This window comes from Segnochrobactrum spirostomi (genome assembly GCF_009600605.1).
Classification (GTDB): domain Bacteria; phylum Pseudomonadota; class Alphaproteobacteria; order Rhizobiales; family Segnochrobactraceae; genus Segnochrobactrum; species Segnochrobactrum spirostomi.
Genome location: NZ_VWNA01000001.1, coordinates 3,934,822 through 3,951,463, shown reverse-complemented (window position 1 = coordinate 3,951,463; position 16,642 = coordinate 3,934,822). Strand labels below are relative to the sequence as shown.

Sequence of the window (16,642 nt, the reverse complement as noted above, 5' to 3'; positions counted from 1 at the left end):
GGCCGGCGGGGCGAGGAGAACAGCATGGCGACCTACGGTTCGGAGACGGGCGGCAAGGTTCCGCAGTCCGAGTTCACCTATCGCAGCCGCGACGGGCTCACGCTGTTCGGCCGGGCCTGGGGCGATCCGGCAGCGCCGGGGCTACCGGTCGTCTGCCTCCCCGGCATGACGCGCAATTCCAAGGATTTCGCCCCGCTCGCGGAGCATCTCGCACGCACCCGCCGCGTCATCGCGCTCGATCTGCGCGGGCGCGGCCGGTCGGCCTACGCGGCGGTCGCGACCTACAATCCCGGCACCGAGGCCGACGACGTGGTGCAGGCGCTCGCCGCCCTCGATATTCCCCGGGCGCTCTTCATCGGCACGTCGCGCGGCGGGCTCGTCATGTTCGTGCTCGCGATGACCCATCCGAACCTGATCGGCGGCGCGGTGTTCAACGACATCGGCCCTGTGATCGAGAGCGCCGGCCTCGCCCGCATCGCCTCCTATATCGGCAAGCCCGTACCGGCCTCATGGGCGGACACCGTGACCCGCTTCAAGGCCGAGCAGGGCTCGCAATTCCCCTCCCTCGACGCGACCGGCTGGGGCCGCTTCGCCCGGCAGGTCTACCGCGAGGAGAACGGCGCGCCGGCGATCGATTACGACCCGGCCCTCGAAGTCGCCTTCCGCACCTTCGATCCGCGCATTCCCCTGCCGACCGCCTGGCCCGCCTTCGACGCCCTCGCCGCGGTGCCGGTGATGGTCGTGCACGGCGGCCTGTCGGATATCCTGAGCGGGGCGACGGTGGCCGAGATGCAGCGCCGTCGTCCCGACCTCGATCTCCTCACGATCCCCGACGAAGGCCATGCGCCGCTGCTCTGGGACCGCATCGCCCAGACCCGCATCGCCGCCTTCCTCGATCGCGCCGACCCGCCGGCCAAGCCCGCCGTCAAGGGACTCCTCGGCCGCGCCATCGCCTTCTTCGCGCGACTGAAATTTCGTCTGACATGAAGTCTTGCTATGCTCCCCCGCGACCGGGCCCACCGCCCGGAACGGCCTCGCCGGGGAGACGAAATATGGCGCAGACCCGCTTTTCGGCGTTTCGCGGACGGCTTGCCGCCGCGGCGCTGACCTTCGCCCTCGCGACCGGATTTGCCTTCGGCGCCGCCGCCCAGACCTCCGGAACCGCCTCCGGGGCGGCCTCGCCGGCCGCCGGAGCGCGGCAGATCGATCAACTCCCCGGCACCGATCTGCCCGGCTTCGATTATCAGGTGCTCCGAGAAATCCCGCTGTCGGATTGCGAGGCGGCGTGCCTGGGCGATCCGGTCTGCCGTGCCTACACCTACAACACCAAGGCGCAATGGTGCTTCCTCAAGTCCGACGTCGGCGCGCCGAAGCCGTTCTCGAGCGCGATGTCCGGACGGGTGGTCCAATCGACCGCCGCGGCCCCGGCCGCCGCACCGCTGCCGCTCCCGCCGCTCGATTTCCTGCCCTCTGACGTCGTCACCGAGGCGTCGCGCTTCCGCTCGTCGGTCGCCGCGGCGGCCCGCCTCAACCGCGATGCCGGCACCGTCAAGGCCGGTCTCGCGGTCGCCCTCGTCGGCGGCGGCGCCCCGGCTTGGCTCGATGCCGGCACGGCTCTGCTCGGCGAGAAGACGGACGATTACAGCCGCCAATATACGCTGCGGCGCGACGCCGCCTCGGCCGCCTATATCGGCCTGACGCTTGCCACGACGAAGGCGGAGCAGGCCCGGGCGCTCGCCCTCCTCTCGCTGTCCTTCGAGGCCCAGTCACTGTGGCGGGCCGCGCTCGACAGCCTGAAGGAGAGCCTCGCCCTCGCCCCCGATCCGAGCCTCCAGGCGCACTATGACAGCCTGCGCGAACAATACGGCTTCCGCATTCTCGATTACCGGGTCGATTCGGACACCGCCTCGCCCCGGATCTGCATCCAGTTCTCGGAGAATTTGCCCAAGGGGCGCACGGACTTCTCGAAATATGTTGTGGTGGCGGGTCAACAGAATCCGGCGGTCTCCGCGACCGGCCAGGAGCTCTGCGTCGACGGCCTCAAGCACGGCGAACGCTACGAGGTGACGATCCGCTCCGGCGTGCCCTCGACGGTCGGCGAGAGCCTGCTCGCCCCGGCGAGCTACACGATCTATGTCCGCGACCGCCGTGCCGCGGTGCGCTTCCCGAGCAGCGCCTATGTGCTGCCGCGCACCGGCGCCAAGGGCGTGCCCGTCGTCAGCGTCAACACCGACAAGGTCATGCTCGACCTGATGCGTGTCGGCGACCGCGCCTTGGTGCGCACCATCGTCGACGGCTCGTTCAAGTCGCAGCTCGAGTCCTATCAGGTCGATCAGATCGCCAACGACACCGGCGCCAAGGTGTGGTCCGGCGAGATGGACGTGAAGCGCGTCCTCAACACCGAGGTGACGACCGCCTTCCCCGTCGACGAGGCGCTGAAGACGCTGGCGCCCGGCGTCTACGTGCTCGCCGCCCGCCCCGAGGAGCAGCCGTCCGACACCGGCGGCACCCGCGCGACGCAATGGTTCATCGTGTCCGATCTCGGGCTCGCGAGCTTCTCCGGCGCCGACGGCATCCATGCCTTCGTCCGCTCGCTCGCGACCGCCAAGGCCGTCACCGGCGCCGAGGTTCGCCTCATCGCCCGCAACGACGACGTGCTCGGCACCGCGACGACGGACGCGATGGGCCACACCGCCTTCCCGCCCGGCCTCGGCCGCGGCACCGGCGGCATGACGCCCTCCCTCCTCGTCGCCTCCACCGCCGACGGCGATTACGCCTTCCTCGACCTCACCGCCCCGAGCTTCGACCTCACCGATCGCGGCGTCGCGGGCCGCGTGGCGCCGGGGCCGCTCGACGCGTTCCTCTACACCGAGCGCGGCGTCTACCGGCCGGGCGAGGTCGTGCACCTGACCGGCCTCCTGCGCACCGCCGACAGCCACGCGCCGCAAGCGGTGCCGCTCACCTTCGTCGTCGAGCGGCCGGACGGCGTCGTCTATCAGCGCGCCCTGGTGCCCGATCAGGGCCTCGGCGGCCGCAGCCTCGACGTCAACCTCGTCTCCACCGCCCAGCGCGGCACCTGGCGCATCAACGCCTTCTCCGATCCCAAAGCCGATCCGATCGGCTCGGTCACGTTCCTTGTCGAGGATTTTGTCCCTGAGCGCATGTCGCTCGACCTCGCGACGAAAGCGAAGGCGATCGGTCCCGGCCAAGCCGTGCCGGTGTCGCTCGACGCGAACTATCTCTACGGCGCGCCCGGCAGCGACCTCGCCATCGAAGGCGAGATCCTGGTGAAGCCGGCCGACGGCGGGCTCGCCGGCTTCGACGGCTTCCATTTCGGGCTTGTCGACGACGCCTTCACACCGTTGCGCCGGCCGCTGTTCGATCTCGGCCGCACCGACGCCAAGGGCCACGCCGACGTTTCGGTCAAGCTGCCGACCCTCGATCCGACCACGCAGCCCCTGAGCGCCGACGTGATCCTGCGCGTCCGCGAGGCCGGCGGCCGCGCGATCGAGCGCACCATCACCCTGCCGGTCGCCCCGCAGGGCCCGCGCCTCGGCATCAAGCCGCTGTTCGCCGGTGGACAGGTCGGCCAGGGCGCCACGGCCGGCTTCGAGATCGTGGCCGTCGCCCCGGACGGCAGCCGCACCGCGCTTCCCGGCGCGGCGTGGCAGCTCGTCAAGCTCGACCGCGAATATCAATGGTACAACCGCGACGGCCGCTGGGATTATTTCACCACCACCTCGACTGAGCGTGTCGCCTCCGGCACCCTCGATGTCGCCGCCGACGGCACGGTGCAGGTCGAAGCACCCGTCACCTGGGGCAATTACCGGCTCGAGATCACCGCGCCCGGCAACGACAACGCGTCGGCGAGCTACGAATTCTCGGCCGGCTGGATCGCCGTCGGCGCCAGCGCCGACACGCCCGACGTCCTCGAAGTCGGCCTCGACAAGACCGGCTACCGGCCCGGCGACACCGCCACCCTGCACCTGAAGCCGCAATTCGCCGGCACCGCCCTCGTCGCGGTCGTCGCCGACAAGCTGCTCCACCTCGAAACCGTCGAGGTGCCGGCGGACGGCACCGACGTGAAGCTCACCGTCGGCCCCGATTGGACGCCCGGCGCCTATGTCGTCGCGACGCTCTACCGCCCGATGGACGTCAAGGCCGGACGGATGCCGGCCCGCGCCATCGGTCTCGACTGGCTCGCCACCGACAAGGCGCTCGGCTCCCTCGGCGTGACGCTCGCCGCCCCGGCCGAGATGCGCCCGCGCGAGACGCTGAAGGTGCCGGTGACCCTCACCGGCCTCGATCCCGGCGAGGAGGCCTATGTCACGGTCGCGGCCGTCGATGTCGGCATCCTGAACCTCACCCGCTATGAGCCGCCGGACCCGACGACGTGGTTCCTCGGCCAGCGACGGCTCGGCGCCGCGATCCGCGACCTCTACGGCTCGCTCATCGACAGCCTCTCGGCGACCCGTGGCACCATCCGCACCGGCGGCGACCAAGCCGCGCCGTTCGCCTCGTCCACCGTGGCGACCCAGGAGCTCGTCGCCCGCTATTCCGGCCTCCTCAAGGTCGGGCCGGACGGCAAGGCGACCGCGGAGTTCGCCATTCCCGCCTTCAACGGCACCGTAAAGGTAATGGCGGTGGCGTGGTCGAAGGCGAAGGTCGGGCAGGCGAGCGCCGACGTGATCGTGCGCGATCCGGTCGTCGTCACCGGCTCCCTGCCCCGCGTCATGGCGCCGGGCGACGAAAGCCGGCTGCGGCTCGATTTCGACAACGTCTCCGGCCCGGCCGGCGATTACGCCGTCGCGATCAAGAGCGATGGGCCGGTTTCGGCCGGCACGGTCGCGCCGAGCGTGACGCTCGCCGAGCACGCCAAGGCGACCCTGGAGGTGCCGCTCGCCACCGCCGGGATCGGCACCGCGACGCTGTCGCTCACGGTGACCGCGCCGAACGGCGAGCATTATGACCAAACCTTCCGCCTCAATGTGCGGCCGGCCGCGCCGCCGTCGAGCAGCCGCACCCTCTCGGCGCTGTCTCCGGGCGAAAGCCTTCAGATCGGAGCGGACCAGTTGGAAGGCTTGGTGCCGGACGGCGCGCGCCTCTCGCTCTCCGTCTCCGCCGGCTTCGGCATCGACGTGCCGGGGCTCCTCGCCGATCTCGACCGCTACCCCTACGGCTGCGCCGAGCAGACCACGAGCCGCGCCCTGCCGCTGCTCTATTTCAACTCCGTCGCCGCCTCGATCGGCTTCGGCACCGACGATGCGATCCACAAGCGCGTCCAGACGGCGATCGAGCGGCTCCTGCAATTCCAGAGCGCCAGCGGCTCGTTCGGCCTGTGGGGTCCGAACGACGCCAACGACATGTGGCTCGACGCCTACATCACCGACTTCCTGACCCGGGCCCGCGCCAAGGGCTATCAGGTGCCGGATCAGGCGTTCTCGCAGGCGCTCGACCGGCTGCAGAACGACCTGTCCTACAACTCGAACTTCGAAGCGGGCGGCGGCGGCGCCGTCGCCTATACGCTCTACGTGCTCGCCCGCAACGGCCGCGCCTCGATCGGCGACCTGCGCTATTTCGCCGACGACAAGCTCGCCAGCTTCGGCACCGGCCTCGCTCAGGCGCAGATCGCGGCGGGCCTCGCCTTCTACGGCGACGAGGCGCGCTCCAAGGCGGCCTTCGAGACCGCGGCGGAGACGCTCGCGAAGGGCGGTGCGGACAACCTCGCCTCGTTCTCGGATTACGGCACGCCGGTGCGCGACGCGGCGGCGGCGCTCACGCTGGTCGCCGAAGCCGGCAACGACCAGAAGGCCCTCGCCCAGATCTCCAACCTGCTGCAATCGGAGCTCGGCGAGACCGATTATGCGAGCACCCAGGAGGCCGCCTGGATGCTGCTCGCCGCGAACGCGCTGTCCGGCCACGACGCCGGCCTGAAGCTCGCCGTGGACGGCGCCCCCCAGAAGGGCGCGGTGTTCCGTCGCGTCGGCCTCGCCGACCTGACCCGGCAGCCGATCACCGTCACCAACGACGGCAAGAACCCGGTTGCCGTGACCGTGACCGCGGAGGGCGTGCCGCTCGAGCCGGAGCCGGCGGACTCGAACGACATCACCCTCACCCGCGATTATTACCACCTCGACGGAACGCCCTTCACCGGCGACCACGTCGGGCAGAACGAGCGGCTGATCGCTGTCCTCACCATCAAGGCCGACGCCGCCGATGCGGCGCCGAACCTCATCGTCGCCGACCTCCTGCCGGGCGGCTTCGAGATCGAGAACCCGGACCTCGTCACGAGCGCCGACCTCTCGGCCTTCCCCTGGCTCTCGAACGACGTCCAGCCGGCCCACACCGAGTTCCGCGACGATCGCTTCGTCGCGGCGTTCGGACCCGGCACGGATCTGAGCCAGGGCGTCACGGTCGCCTACATGGTCCGCGCCGTGTCGCCCGGCCGCTTCGCCTGGCCCGCGGCGCTCGCCGAGGACATGTATGCGCTCGGCACCTTCGCCCGCACCGCCCCCGGCACCCTCACCGTGACGGCGGCGAAGCCGTGACCCCCGGCCGGCAGACCGCCGCGGCGCTCGCGATCGTGGCGTTTGCCGCGCTCGCGGGTGCGGCGTCGGTCGCCGACCGCCTGCTGCCGCCGCAACTTGCGCCGACGGACCCGGCCTCCGCGATCGTGGTGGACCGCGAGGGTCGCCTGCTGCGTGCCTTCACGACGCCGGAGGGACGCTGGCGTCTGCCTGTGCGGCCCGAGACCGTCGATCCGACCTACCTGAAGATGCTGATCGCCTACGAGGATCGGCGCTTCTATGACCATCCGGGAATCGACCCCGCCGCCTTGGTGCGCGCCGGCGGCCAGATGCTCGCCCATGGCGAGATCGTTTCCGGCGCCTCGACACTGACGATGCAGACGGCCCGCCTGATCGAAGACCGGCCGGAGCGCACGCTCAACCGCAAGCTCCGCGAGATGGGCCGTGCCCTGCAGATGGAGGCGCGGCTTTCCAAGGCCGATATCCTCGCGCTCTATCTTTCGCTCGCGCCGTTCGGCGGCAATGTCGAGGGCGTGCGGGCCGCCTCACTCGCCTATTTCGGCCGCGAGCCCGACCGGCTGACGCTGGGCCAAGCCGCGCTCCTCGTCGCCCTGCCGCAATCGCCGGAGACCCGGCGACCGGACCGCTTCCCGGAGGCGGCGCGGGCGGCGCGCGACCGTGTGCTCGACCGCATGGCGCGCCTCAAGGTGATCGACGCCAAGGCCGCCGCCGAGGCGAAGGCGGAGCCGGTTCCGACCGCCCGCATCCCGTTCCCGAAGCTCGCCCCGCTCGCGGCCGAGGCTGCCGTCGCCGCCCATCCCGATCGGCCCGTGATCCGCCTCACCGTCGACCGCGAGCTCCAGACCAGCCTCGAAGCCCTCGTGCGGGCGCGGGCGCCGCACCTCGGACCCGGACTGTCGATGGCCGTCCTCGTCGTCGAGAACGCCACCGGGCACATCCTCGCCGATGTCGGCTCGGCCGATTATCTCGCCGACGACCGCGCCGGCCATGTCGACATGACGCTCGCCGAGCGCTCGCCCGGCTCGACGCTGAAGCCCTTCATCTATGGCCTCGCCTTCGAATCCGGCCTCGCCCATCCGGAGACGCTGGTCGAAGACCGGCCGACCGCGTTCGGCGGCTATGCCCCGAAGAATTTCGACGACACCTTCCAGGGCACCGTCACCGCCCGCCAGGCCTTGCAGATGTCGCTCAACGTGCCGGCCGTCGCGCTTCTCGAAGCCGTCGGCCCGGCGCGGCTCTCGGCGCGGCTCGCCGATGTCGGCGTCGACCTCGTGCTGCCGAAGGACGCGACCCCCAACCTCGCGATCGGCCTCGGCGGTGTCGGCATCCGCCTGATCGACCTCGCGGCGCTCTATGCGGGCCTCGCCAACGGCGGGATCGTGCCGCCGGTCGGCCTCGATGCCGACGCACCGAAGCCGGACGGGCCGCCGGCGCAGGTGCTCGACAAGGTTGCCGCCTGGTATGTCGCCGATGTGCTCTCCGGGACGCCGCCGCCGGTCAATGCCCGCGCGGGGCGCATCGCCTTCAAGACCGGCACGTCCTACGGCTACCGCGACGCCTGGGCGGTCGGCTTCGACGGCCGTTACACCGTGGCGGTCTGGGCCGGGCGGCCCGACGGTACGGCGGTGCCCGGGCTCGTCGCCCGCACCGCCGCCGCGCCCGTGCTGTTCGACGCCTTCGCCCGGCTGTCGCCCGACCGGGTGCCGCTCGCCCCGGCGCCGCCCGACGCCTTGATCGCCACGACGGCCACCCTGCCGCCGCCACTGCGCGGCTTCGGCGCCGCCGCGGAGACGCCGCGGCCCGACTCGTCGACCGGCGCCTTGCGGATCGCCTATCCGCCGGACGGTGCGCGAATCGACCTCGACGACGGCAGCGGGCGGCGGCGCCCCCTCGCCTGGGCGGTCGAAGGAGCGACGCGGCCGCTGACCCTCTATCTCGACGGCGCGCCGCTGACGATCGGCGCCCACCAGCGCAAGGGCGCGCTGCCGGTGACGGAGCCGGGATTCGTGCGATTGACCGTGGTCGACAGCGCCGGCGCGGCCGACAGCGTCACGGTGTTCGTGGAGTGAGAGGGCATTGGGCTGCGGCGGGAAGCGCCGGATATCGGTGCCGAACGCCACGAGTGCGCGTCGCCGATCATCCCGCCATCCACAGGCCCAAGGGAAAATCCGCGCCGGGGGTGTTGCGTCGGCGATCGGTTCTCCGTATATCACCCCCCGCGACGGCGTTGCGGCGCCGACCGCCGATGGGTGTATAGCTCAGTTGGTAGAGCAGCTGACTCTTAATCAGCGGGTCCAAGGTTCGAGCCCTTGTACACCCACCATCATTTCCCCTCCTAAATCGCTGACATTGTTGAAACGTTCGCCTGAGCGCCCGGTTTGACGGTTGTGCGCGGGCGATAGCATCGCCGCAACGGCGCCACCCGCGCGCCTCAGGGCCGCTCAACCGGTCCGCCTCGCTGGACGGTGCCGAACCGGGCCTTCAGCCCACAACCCGCTCCCTCCTCCCGCAACCATCACGCAAGCTTCGAAACAGCGACGCGTGCGATCGGGAAGCTTAACCGTCGTCGAAAACGGCGCCGTTGGGGTACGGGAGGGATAGCCATGTCGTTTCGCCATTGGCCTTTGATCGCCAAGATCTCGTCGCTGATGATCCTGCTTGCGGCCTTCGCCGTCGGTGCGGCCGTCCTGGCCGGCACCAAGATGTTCGCGGTCGACGCCAGCTATTCCGACGCGCTCGCCCGCGTCGCCCGGGCGAACATCGAACTCGCCCGAGCCGAGCGCGCCATCGCCCAATATAATCAGGGCATGTACCGCTCCCTGTCGGCGGGTGACGCGAACCAGAAGAAGGAAGCCGTCGCCGAACAGAAAGCCGGGATCGACACCTTCAAGCGGCGGCTCACGAATGCGGTCGCGATCGACCCCGACCTGCTCAGCCTGACGAGCGACTTCAGCAAGCGCTTCAACACCTTCATCAAGCGCGATTGCAGCGGCATCATCGACATGGCGAACGGCTCGACGGACATGTCGACCAACGCCGCCATCCTTCCGACCTGGAATCAGCAGTGCGCACCGACCACAGCGGCGATCTCCGCCGACATCTCGACCGCGGTCGAGAAGCGCACCCAGGATCTCGACACCCTTCAGGCGTCGCTGCATTCGACCACGATCGACACCGTGACGCTCGTCTATGCCGTCGTGATCGGCGGTCTCGTCGTCGTGCTCGGCCTCGCGGTGGCGGTCACCCGTTTCGGCATCGTCAAGCCGATCAGCCGCATCCGGGAGACGCTGCGCACCCTCGCCGAAGGCAATTTCCACGTCACCGTGGCGGATACCGGCCGCAAGGATGAAATCGGCCGCATGGCGGAGGCGGCCGAGCGGCTGCGCCAGGGCCTCGAAGAGTCTGAGCGCATGCGTGAGGAAGCCCGCCTCGCGGAAATCCGCTCGGCGGAGCGCCTGAAGGCCGAGCGCAACGCCATCGCCGACGATTTCGAAGCCAAGATGGGGGCACTGGCCCAGGCGTTCGCCAATTCGTCGGGCGAGGTCTCGTCGGCCGCCCGCGGTCTCTCGCAGAGCGCCGAGGAAACCTCGCGTCAGGCGACCGCCGTGTCCGGCGCCGCCGAGGAAGCCTCGTCCAACGTCCAGACCGTCGCCGCCTCGACCGAGGAAATGACCTCGTCGATCCGTGAGATCGGCGTCCAGGTCACCCACGCTGCCAGCATCGCGGTCGGCGCCTCCGAGGAGGTGAGCCGCACCTCGAGCGAGATCCGCGAGCTCTCCAGCGCCGCGACGAAGATCGGCGAGGTCGTCAATCTCATCACCGACATCGCGTCCCAGACCAACCTGCTCGCCCTCAATGCGACCATCGAGGCGGCGCGCGCCGGCGAGGCGGGCAAGGGCTTCGCGGTCGTCGCCCAGGAGGTCAAGCAGCTCGCCGAGCAGACGGCCCGCGCCACCCAGGAGATCGCCCGCAAGGTCGAGGACATCCAGCAGGCGACCGGCCGCACCGTGGGGTCGATCGAAAAGATCGTCGGCACCATCAACGAGATCCGCGCCGCCACGGCGACCATCGCCTCGGCGGTAGAGGAGCAGAGCGCGGCGACCCAGGAGATCGCGACCAACACCCAGCGCGCGGCGAACGGCACCGGCGCGGTCAACGACAACATCGCCGGCGTCGGCCGCTCCGCCGAGATGACCGGTTCGGCCTCGACCCAGCTCCTCGGGCTGTCGAACGCCCTCGCCGCGCAGGCGAACGACCTGCAGAGCGAAGTCGCGACCTTCGTCCGCAATCTCAGGGCGGGCTGAGCGAGCGCGGCGGTCGCGGAGATAGCGGCGGCCGTCGCCTTACCAGGCCCACGGCCGCGGCTGGGGCAGCGGCCCGTAATAATAGGGGCCGGGCGGCACCGGAACGACGACCGGCCCATAGGGTCCGGACTCGGCGGTGACCACGCGGGTCGGAGAATAGTAGGTCCAGCCGGTCCGGTAGGAATAGGCGTAGGGCGCATAATAGGTCGTCATGCAGCCGCCGAGCATGAGCCCGGCGGCGGCGACGGCAACGCCGAGAAGCGCCCGACGGAGCAGTCCCGAGCCCAGTCCCGCGCTCTTCGGCCGGATGGTCCCTATCACGATCGTCTCGTCTGTCATCGCACGCATACCCCGGCAAGGCGCGGCCCTGCGGCGCCCCGGCCGCGAAGCCTCGCTCGCGCCTAGACCACGGCGCTGGGGCTCGGTGGCGGTGTCAGGGCGTCGCCCCTTGCGCGGCCGGCGCGCCACCGAGCGTCAGGCCGTATCCCACCGGAAAACGGGGTTCGTATGGCACGTCACCGACATTGACGACCTGATCGGCGACCCGCGGCCAGGAGAACGACAGCGTGCCGCGGAAATCGTAGGGCCGGCTGCCGTCGGGCTTCTCGAACAGGAGATCGGCGATGCCGCCGCCCTCGGTGCCCGGCAGCCAGGCCGCCACGAAGGCGTCCGAGGCGTCGAGCTCGGGATCGACCCAGAGCGGCCGGCCGGACAGGAAGACGGTGACGACCGGAATGCCGGCGGCGTTGAGGCGTTTCAGTAGCGCCAGATCCTCCGGATGCATCGCGCTCCACGAGGTCGTGACGAGATCGCCCTTCATCTCCGCATAAGGCCGCTCGCCGATCACCACGATCGCCGCGTCCGGCTTCCCGTCCGGCGAGTCCTGGAACTCCCCCTTCGGGCTCAAGTGCACCGTGCCGCCGCCCGCGCCGACGGCCTCCTCGATCCCTGCATAGATCGATTGGCCGTGCGGAAAGTCGCCGTTGAGGTTCCCGGTGCCCTGCCAGGACAGCGTCCACCCGCCGGATTGCCGGCCGATATCGTCCGCGGCGTCGCCGGCGACGAGGATGCGCCGGCCGGGTTTCAGCGGCAGCACGGACCCCGCGTTCTTGAGGAGCACCAGCGACTCGCGCACCGCCTGACGCGCCACGGCGCGGTGCTCGGGCGCACCCAGCAGATCGAACTTGCCGGCGAACGGCCGAGCCGACGGCCGCGGCTTCTCGAACAGACCGGCGCGGACCTTCACGGCGAGCACCCGGCGCACCGCGTCGTCGAGCCGGGCCGTGGGAATGGTGCCGTCCTTGACCTCGCGCACCATCGCCGCGAACAGATCGCGCCAGCCGTCGGGGGCCATCAGCATGTCGACGCCGGCATTGGTCGCGATCGGGCAATCCGACTTGGTGCAGCCCGGCACCTGCTCGTGGCCGTTCCAGTCGCCGACGATGAAGCCGGCAAAGCCCATGCGCCCCTTGAGCACGTCGGTGAGCAGCGCGCGGTCGGCATGCATCTTGAGGCCCCGCCAGCTCGAATAGGAGGCCATGATTGTCTGCACGCCGGCCTTCAGGGCCGCGACGTAGCCCGGTGCATGGATCGCGATCAGGTCGACCTCGGAGGCGAGCGTATCGCCCTGGTCCTTGCCGCCGTTGGTGCCGCCGTCGCCGAGGAAGTGCTTCGCGGTCGCGATCACGTGGCCCGCGCCGAGGAAATCCGGCGTGCCGACCTCGCCCTGCAAGCCCTTGATGAGGGCTGCGGCCGACGTCGCGACGATGGCGGGATCTTCCGAATAGCTCTCGTAGGTGCGGCCCCAATGATCGTCGCGGGCGACCGCGACCGTCGGCGCGAACACCCAATCCTGGCCGGTGACGGTCACCTCCTGCGCGGTGATCTCGCCGATCTTCTCGATCAGCGCCGGATCGCGGGTCGCGCCGAGGCCGATATTGTGGGGAAAGATGGTGGCGCCGATGATCTTGTTCTGCCCGTGGACCGCATCGATGCCCCACATCAGCGGCACGTAGGTGCCCTTGCGCTCGCGCGCCGCAGCGTAGAACGCATCGGCGAGCTTCAACCATTCCGGCGCCGGCACGCGGGCCGCCATGTCGGGCGAGGAATCGCCGCCGTTCAGGATCGAGCCGAGCGGATAGCGGGCGATGTCCTCGGGCCGGATGGTCGCGATGTCGGCCTGGATCAGTTGGCCGACCTTCTCCTCGACGCTCATCTTGGAGAGGAGGCCGTCGACGAAGGCCTCGTGTTTCGGATCGGTAGGTGGCTGCGGCGGTAGCGCCGGCCAGGCCGCGACGTCCACCGCCGGCGGCGACTGGCCCCAAGCGGGAGCGGCACAGATCGCCGTCGCGAGCGCCGCGGCGGCGATCAGTGCCTGCTTTCCATCGGCGCGCCGGCCGCTCCGCCACGCACTTCGGGTGCTCTCGCGCTCCTCCATCCCACCCGCGGCCGTCCCACCCTCAACCATGCCGTCCTCGCTCCATCCGTCCCGATCATGTTCTTGAGCTCCGCGGCCGAGCCATCCCACGCGGATCGGTCATCACCATGACCGCGCCGGCCGCCATCCCGCCCATCCCGTCAAAAACCCTTGAGGCCTTGTTGTCCGCGCCAACCATCGCGGCGCACCCGCGTTGGCCTTTCGATCTCGCCGTTCCAACGCGCGAGCCTTTGCTGCAAAAGGGGAAACGCCATGTTGAAGATCGACCGAAAGACCAGAACCGCCGCCCTCGCCCTCGTCGCCGGCCTCACCTTCGGCGCCGCCTCGGCCGCGGCGCAGACCGCCCCGGTGACGCGCGCCGACCCGTCGGAATCGCCCCGCGTCACCGACAGCGACAATCTCGGCGCGATTCTGAAGCCGGACGCCAACGCCAAGTTCTCAACGACGCCGCCCGTAACCCGGGCCGATTCCCTTGAGCGCCCGAGCGCCAAGGGCAACGACATCGTGAAGAAGCTCATGAAGGGGGACAAGAAGGCGAAGCTCGACAAAACGCCGCCGGTGACACGCACGGGCGACGATTCCGTGCAGGCCAACACCGCCTCGGAATAAAAAGCGTCGAGGGACGTCGTGCCCGCCGCAAGGTCGGCGGAATGGCCTCTCGATTTCGCCGAGCCTCGACCGCGATCGCGACACCGTCCGGAGCGGTTCGGAAACATGATGGCGGCGGACCCGCTTCAAGCCGGGTCCGCCGCCATCTTTGTAAAAGACGAGACAAGATTTGAGCCGGCTTCTTATCAGACGCGAAACATAATCGTCCTTAATAGTGCCGCCTTCCTCCATTCATATAAACTTCATCTCCATGGTGATGCGCCCGCCTTGCCAGAGATGAGCGGACAGTGAACCGCCGCATTCAGATCATAACGACGATGCGACCTCTCGCCCGCAGATGGATTGGAGGAGGATATCCACATGTCTACTTCGAAGAACGTTGGATTTTTTGCCGCTGCCACCGCCGCTGTCGCGCTTATGTTTGCCGTGCCGGCGTCCGCCGCGACCCCCACCACCCAGCCGGTGAAGCACAAGCACCACGTCAGCAAGACGGTGCAGAAGACTTCGGCGCCCGTCGCGGCGGCCACCCCGGCGCCGAACGCCCTGCCCGACGGGCTCATCGATGTCGGAACACCCGGCCACCCGATGTTCGTCCACGATCACAACAACGGCGCCTACCAGAACTACACCGAGAACGCGATCCCGCCCCAGATGCAGTGAGGCGCGGCACCCCCAGGTCGCTCCTTACGCACGCCGCCCCGTCGCCACCCGCGGCGGGGCGGCTTTCTTTTGGAGCCCCGCCACGACCGAGGCCACCGCCACGGCGAGGCCCGCGGCGAAGACGACCCAGGCCGGCCGCGGCGCGACGGCAGTCGAGAGGTTCGCGGAGAGGACGCGCACCGGATCGACCCCGGTCGCGAGCGCGTACCACAGCGCCTCGGTGAACGCCATCGCGAGCCCGCTCGCCACCGCGAGGCCGATGAGCCAGGCGACCGGCGGGCCGGCCGGGCGCCGCGCCACCGCGAAGCGCCCGAGGCGCTTCATCCCGAGCAGCCGGTAGAGCATCAGCCAATAGAAGAAGCCGGTCATCAGAACCGGCTGCGTCACGTTGATCTTGGATTGCAGATAATAGTGGAAGATGCCGATCGCGGTCAGCGGATAGACCCAGCGGTGCAGCGCCTGCCAGCGTGCGGCCCCGAGCCGCTCGATCATGCCGTCGGTCGAGGTCGCCGCCAGCACCGCGAGCCCCAGGAGCGCGACGAAGCCGATCGTCAGATAGAAGCGCAGCGCGATCTCGCTCGCCACGTGGAGAAGATCGAACTTCTGATCGACGATGTAGAGGATCAAGTGGGCGGCGACGTAGACGAACGCCGCAACGCCGATCATGCGCCGCACCTGAAGCAGCCGCGGCCGGCGCAGAATTCGCATCATCGGCGTGATCGCGAGCGCGATCAGGAGAAGCCGGATCGCCCAGTCCCCGACCTCGTGGAGTGCAATCGTCAGCGGCCGCGCCTGGGAGAGCAGCGCCCCGCCCCCCGGCATGGAGACGCTCGTGGCGAGCCCGTAGGCCGCATCGAGCCCGGGCAGAAACAGAAGCACGAAGACCAGCGTCTTGAAGGGCGAGAAACTGCCGCCCCGATCGAGCCACGGCGCGCCACGGCGGGACGCCGGCATTCGGGCTTCGCTTGCTGTCTCGGTCATGTTGCCCTCCCGCCGCCCGCGGATATCTCGGTGCGGTCGGTCGACCCGCAGGATATAGGCTTTCAATAAGGACCGTTTGCGGCGATGCGCCCGATTACGCCGTCGAGCACAGCGATCCGCGCCTGATAGAGTGTGGTCAGGCAGGCCGTATCGGCCCCGCAGGCCGCCCGCTCGCCGAGAAAGCGGCGCTGGTCGTCCTGGAGCACGCCGCGCTCGCCCATCGCCACCAGCTTCGTCGCCACGCCGTAAAGCGTCGCCATGCGGACATCGAGGTCGGACAGCGCCATCGAGCCGCAGATCGCCGTTTCGTCGGGCTTCATGGCGACGGCGCACGTGAAGCTCGCAGCGCGCGCTGCCGGAGCGGCCGCGACGAGTGGACCGAGGCCCGCAACCAGCAGGGTTGTCACGGCATAGCGTTTCATCGGGGATTTCTCCTGAAGCCCACGCCCGACCGCGACCGTGATCTCAAAGGTCGGACGAAAAAGGGCGCGCCGAACGACGCGCCCTCTTCGATGTCACCCGATCGCGACGGGATCAGGGGCACGCCACCGCATAGGGGCGGCCGTACTTGTCATAGGCGGTGCAGGTCTTGGGAGCGGTCGCCGCGCCGATCGCCGCGCCGCCGACGCCGCCGATGGCCGCACCGGTCAGCGCGCCGCCGGCCGTGCCGGAGATCGCCGCGCCGGTGACAGCGCCGAGGCCCGCACCGAGGGCGCCGCCGACGATCCCGCGGTTGGTTTCCTGCTGGGTGCAGGCGGCGGCGAGGAACGCCAAGGCCACCGCGATCAAAACTTTGCGCATTTCTGTTCCTTCTTCTGTTGACGGCGGGCACCGAGACCATCCCCCGGGCATTCTTCCGCCTGCGTGTCGGGGTCCTGATCCGCCCGGCCGAAGCCGCCGCACCGCTACCCATCGTTCTTCCGCCGCGGCCAAAGCCGAACGCCGACCGTGCCGCTTCGTTCCATAGAGTTTCGGATTAGTCATAGCAATCTTGGGCAATTCTTGGGCTTGGGTCTGCCGGTTGCCCCTCGTGTGTGGGACCTATCGGGTCTATATATCGCACCGCCGCACCTGACGCGGCGCTTCGGTGAGGTCCTCCCGCC

The 16,642-nt window shown here is 69.8% G+C and carries 11 protein-coding genes and 1 tRNA gene; 7 read left to right on the top strand and 5 right to left on the bottom strand.

The genetic code is table 11. From position 1 onward, the window contains the following. Positions 1-24 precede the first annotated feature (24 nt). The 5 genes from F0357_RS17815 to F0357_RS17795 all read left to right on the top strand — a co-directional run bounded on the left by F0357_RS17815 (position 25) and on the right by F0357_RS17795 (position 10,852). Positions 25-987, top strand: a complete 963-nt coding sequence (locus F0357_RS17815) for an alpha/beta fold hydrolase (RefSeq protein WP_208948407.1) — start codon at positions 25-27, stop codon at positions 985-987. 65 nt (positions 988-1,052) lie between these two features. Beyond that, positions 1,053-6,548: an alpha-2-macroglobulin family protein gene (locus F0357_RS17810; RefSeq protein WP_153485253.1), complete on the top strand. Its 5,496-nt coding sequence runs from the start codon at positions 1,053-1,055 to the stop codon at positions 6,546-6,548. Then, positions 6,545-8,617: a penicillin-binding protein 1C gene (gene pbpC, locus F0357_RS17805; RefSeq protein ID WP_312861650.1), complete on the top strand. Its 2,073-nt coding sequence runs from the start codon at positions 6,545-6,547 to the stop codon at positions 8,615-8,617. The genes F0357_RS17810 and pbpC overlap by 4 nt, the downstream gene beginning before the upstream one ends. A gap of 178 nt (positions 8,618-8,795) precedes the next feature. Continuing rightward, positions 8,796-8,871: transfer RNA gene (locus F0357_RS17800), tRNA-Lys, on the top strand. Positions 8,872-9,151: 280 nt separating this feature from the next. Then, positions 9,152-10,852, top strand: a complete 1,701-nt coding sequence (locus tag F0357_RS17795) for a methyl-accepting chemotaxis protein (protein ID WP_153485246.1) — start codon at positions 9,152-9,154, stop codon at positions 10,850-10,852. A 39-nt stretch (positions 10,853-10,891) separates the two neighbouring features. Here F0357_RS17795 and F0357_RS17790 read toward each other — a convergent pair whose 3' ends face one another. Together F0357_RS17790 and F0357_RS17785 are read right to left on the bottom strand one after the other, a co-directional pair. After that, on the bottom strand, positions 10,892-11,173 hold the full coding sequence (locus F0357_RS17790; protein WP_153485237.1) for a hypothetical protein: 282 nt from the start codon (positions 11,171-11,173) through the stop codon (positions 10,892-10,894). Between the two features lie 112 nt (positions 11,174-11,285). Further along, the gene (locus tag F0357_RS17785) at positions 11,286-13,319 is read right to left on the bottom strand and encodes a glycoside hydrolase family 3 protein (RefSeq protein ID WP_208948406.1); all 2,034 of its coding nucleotides are present in this window, start codon (positions 13,317-13,319) and stop codon (positions 11,286-11,288) included. Positions 13,320-13,541: 222 nt separating this feature from the next. Here F0357_RS17785 and F0357_RS17780 point away from each other — a divergent pair, with 222 nt between their 5' ends. Both F0357_RS17780 and F0357_RS17775 read left to right on the top strand, forming a co-directional pair. Continuing rightward, positions 13,542-13,898, top strand: coding sequence for a hypothetical protein (locus F0357_RS17780; RefSeq protein ID WP_153485233.1), 357 nt, complete (start codon positions 13,542-13,544; stop codon positions 13,896-13,898). Positions 13,899-14,258: 360 nt separating this feature from the next. Further along, positions 14,259-14,558 (top strand): hypothetical protein, encoded by a 300-nt coding sequence (locus F0357_RS17775; protein ID WP_153485230.1) that lies wholly within the window; start codon positions 14,259-14,261, stop codon positions 14,556-14,558. A 24-nt stretch (positions 14,559-14,582) separates the two neighbouring features. Here the strand turns inward: F0357_RS17775 and F0357_RS17770 are convergent, their stop codons facing one another. From F0357_RS17770 to F0357_RS17760, 3 genes are all read right to left on the bottom strand, one after another. Continuing rightward, positions 14,583-15,539: a protein-methionine-sulfoxide reductase heme-binding subunit MsrQ gene (locus tag F0357_RS17770; RefSeq protein WP_153485229.1), complete on the bottom strand. Its 957-nt coding sequence runs from the start codon at positions 15,537-15,539 to the stop codon at positions 14,583-14,585. A gap of 62 nt (positions 15,540-15,601) precedes the next feature. Beyond that, positions 15,602-15,961: a lysozyme inhibitor LprI family protein gene (locus F0357_RS17765; RefSeq protein WP_153485228.1), complete on the bottom strand. Its 360-nt coding sequence runs from the start codon at positions 15,959-15,961 to the stop codon at positions 15,602-15,604. Positions 15,962-16,073: 112 nt separating this feature from the next. Next, the gene (locus F0357_RS17760) at positions 16,074-16,340 is read right to left on the bottom strand and encodes a YMGG-like glycine zipper-containing protein (protein WP_153485227.1); all 267 of its coding nucleotides are present in this window, start codon (positions 16,338-16,340) and stop codon (positions 16,074-16,076) included. Positions 16,341-16,642: the final 302 nt, after the last annotated feature.

Excerpts from the sequence above, each read along its gene's own strand:
- F0357_RS17815 (WP_208948407.1), top strand. The coding sequence starts at position 25 with ATGGCGACCTACGGTTCGGAGACGGGCGGCAAGGTTCCGCAGTCCGAG.
- F0357_RS17810 (WP_153485253.1), top strand. The coding sequence starts at position 1,053 with ATGGCGCAGACCCGCTTTTCGGCGTTTCGCGGACGGCTTGCCGCCGCG.
- F0357_RS17795 (WP_153485246.1), top strand. The coding sequence starts at position 9,152 with ATGTCGTTTCGCCATTGGCCTTTGATCGCCAAGATCTCGTCGCTGATG.
- F0357_RS17785 (WP_208948406.1), bottom strand. The coding sequence starts at position 13,319 with ATGGTTGAGGGTGGGACGGCCGCGGGTGGGATGGAGGAGCGCGAGAGC.
- F0357_RS17780 (WP_153485233.1), top strand. The coding sequence starts at position 13,542 with ATGTTGAAGATCGACCGAAAGACCAGAACCGCCGCCCTCGCCCTCGTC.
- F0357_RS17775 (WP_153485230.1), top strand. The coding sequence starts at position 14,259 with ATGTCTACTTCGAAGAACGTTGGATTTTTTGCCGCTGCCACCGCCGCT.
- F0357_RS17770 (WP_153485229.1), bottom strand. The coding sequence starts at position 15,539 with ATGACCGAGACAGCAAGCGAAGCCCGAATGCCGGCGTCCCGCCGTGGC.
- F0357_RS17765 (WP_153485228.1), bottom strand. The coding sequence starts at position 15,961 with ATGAAACGCTATGCCGTGACAACCCTGCTGGTTGCGGGCCTCGGTCCA.
- F0357_RS17760 (WP_153485227.1), bottom strand. The coding sequence starts at position 16,340 with ATGCGCAAAGTTTTGATCGCGGTGGCCTTGGCGTTCCTCGCCGCCGCC.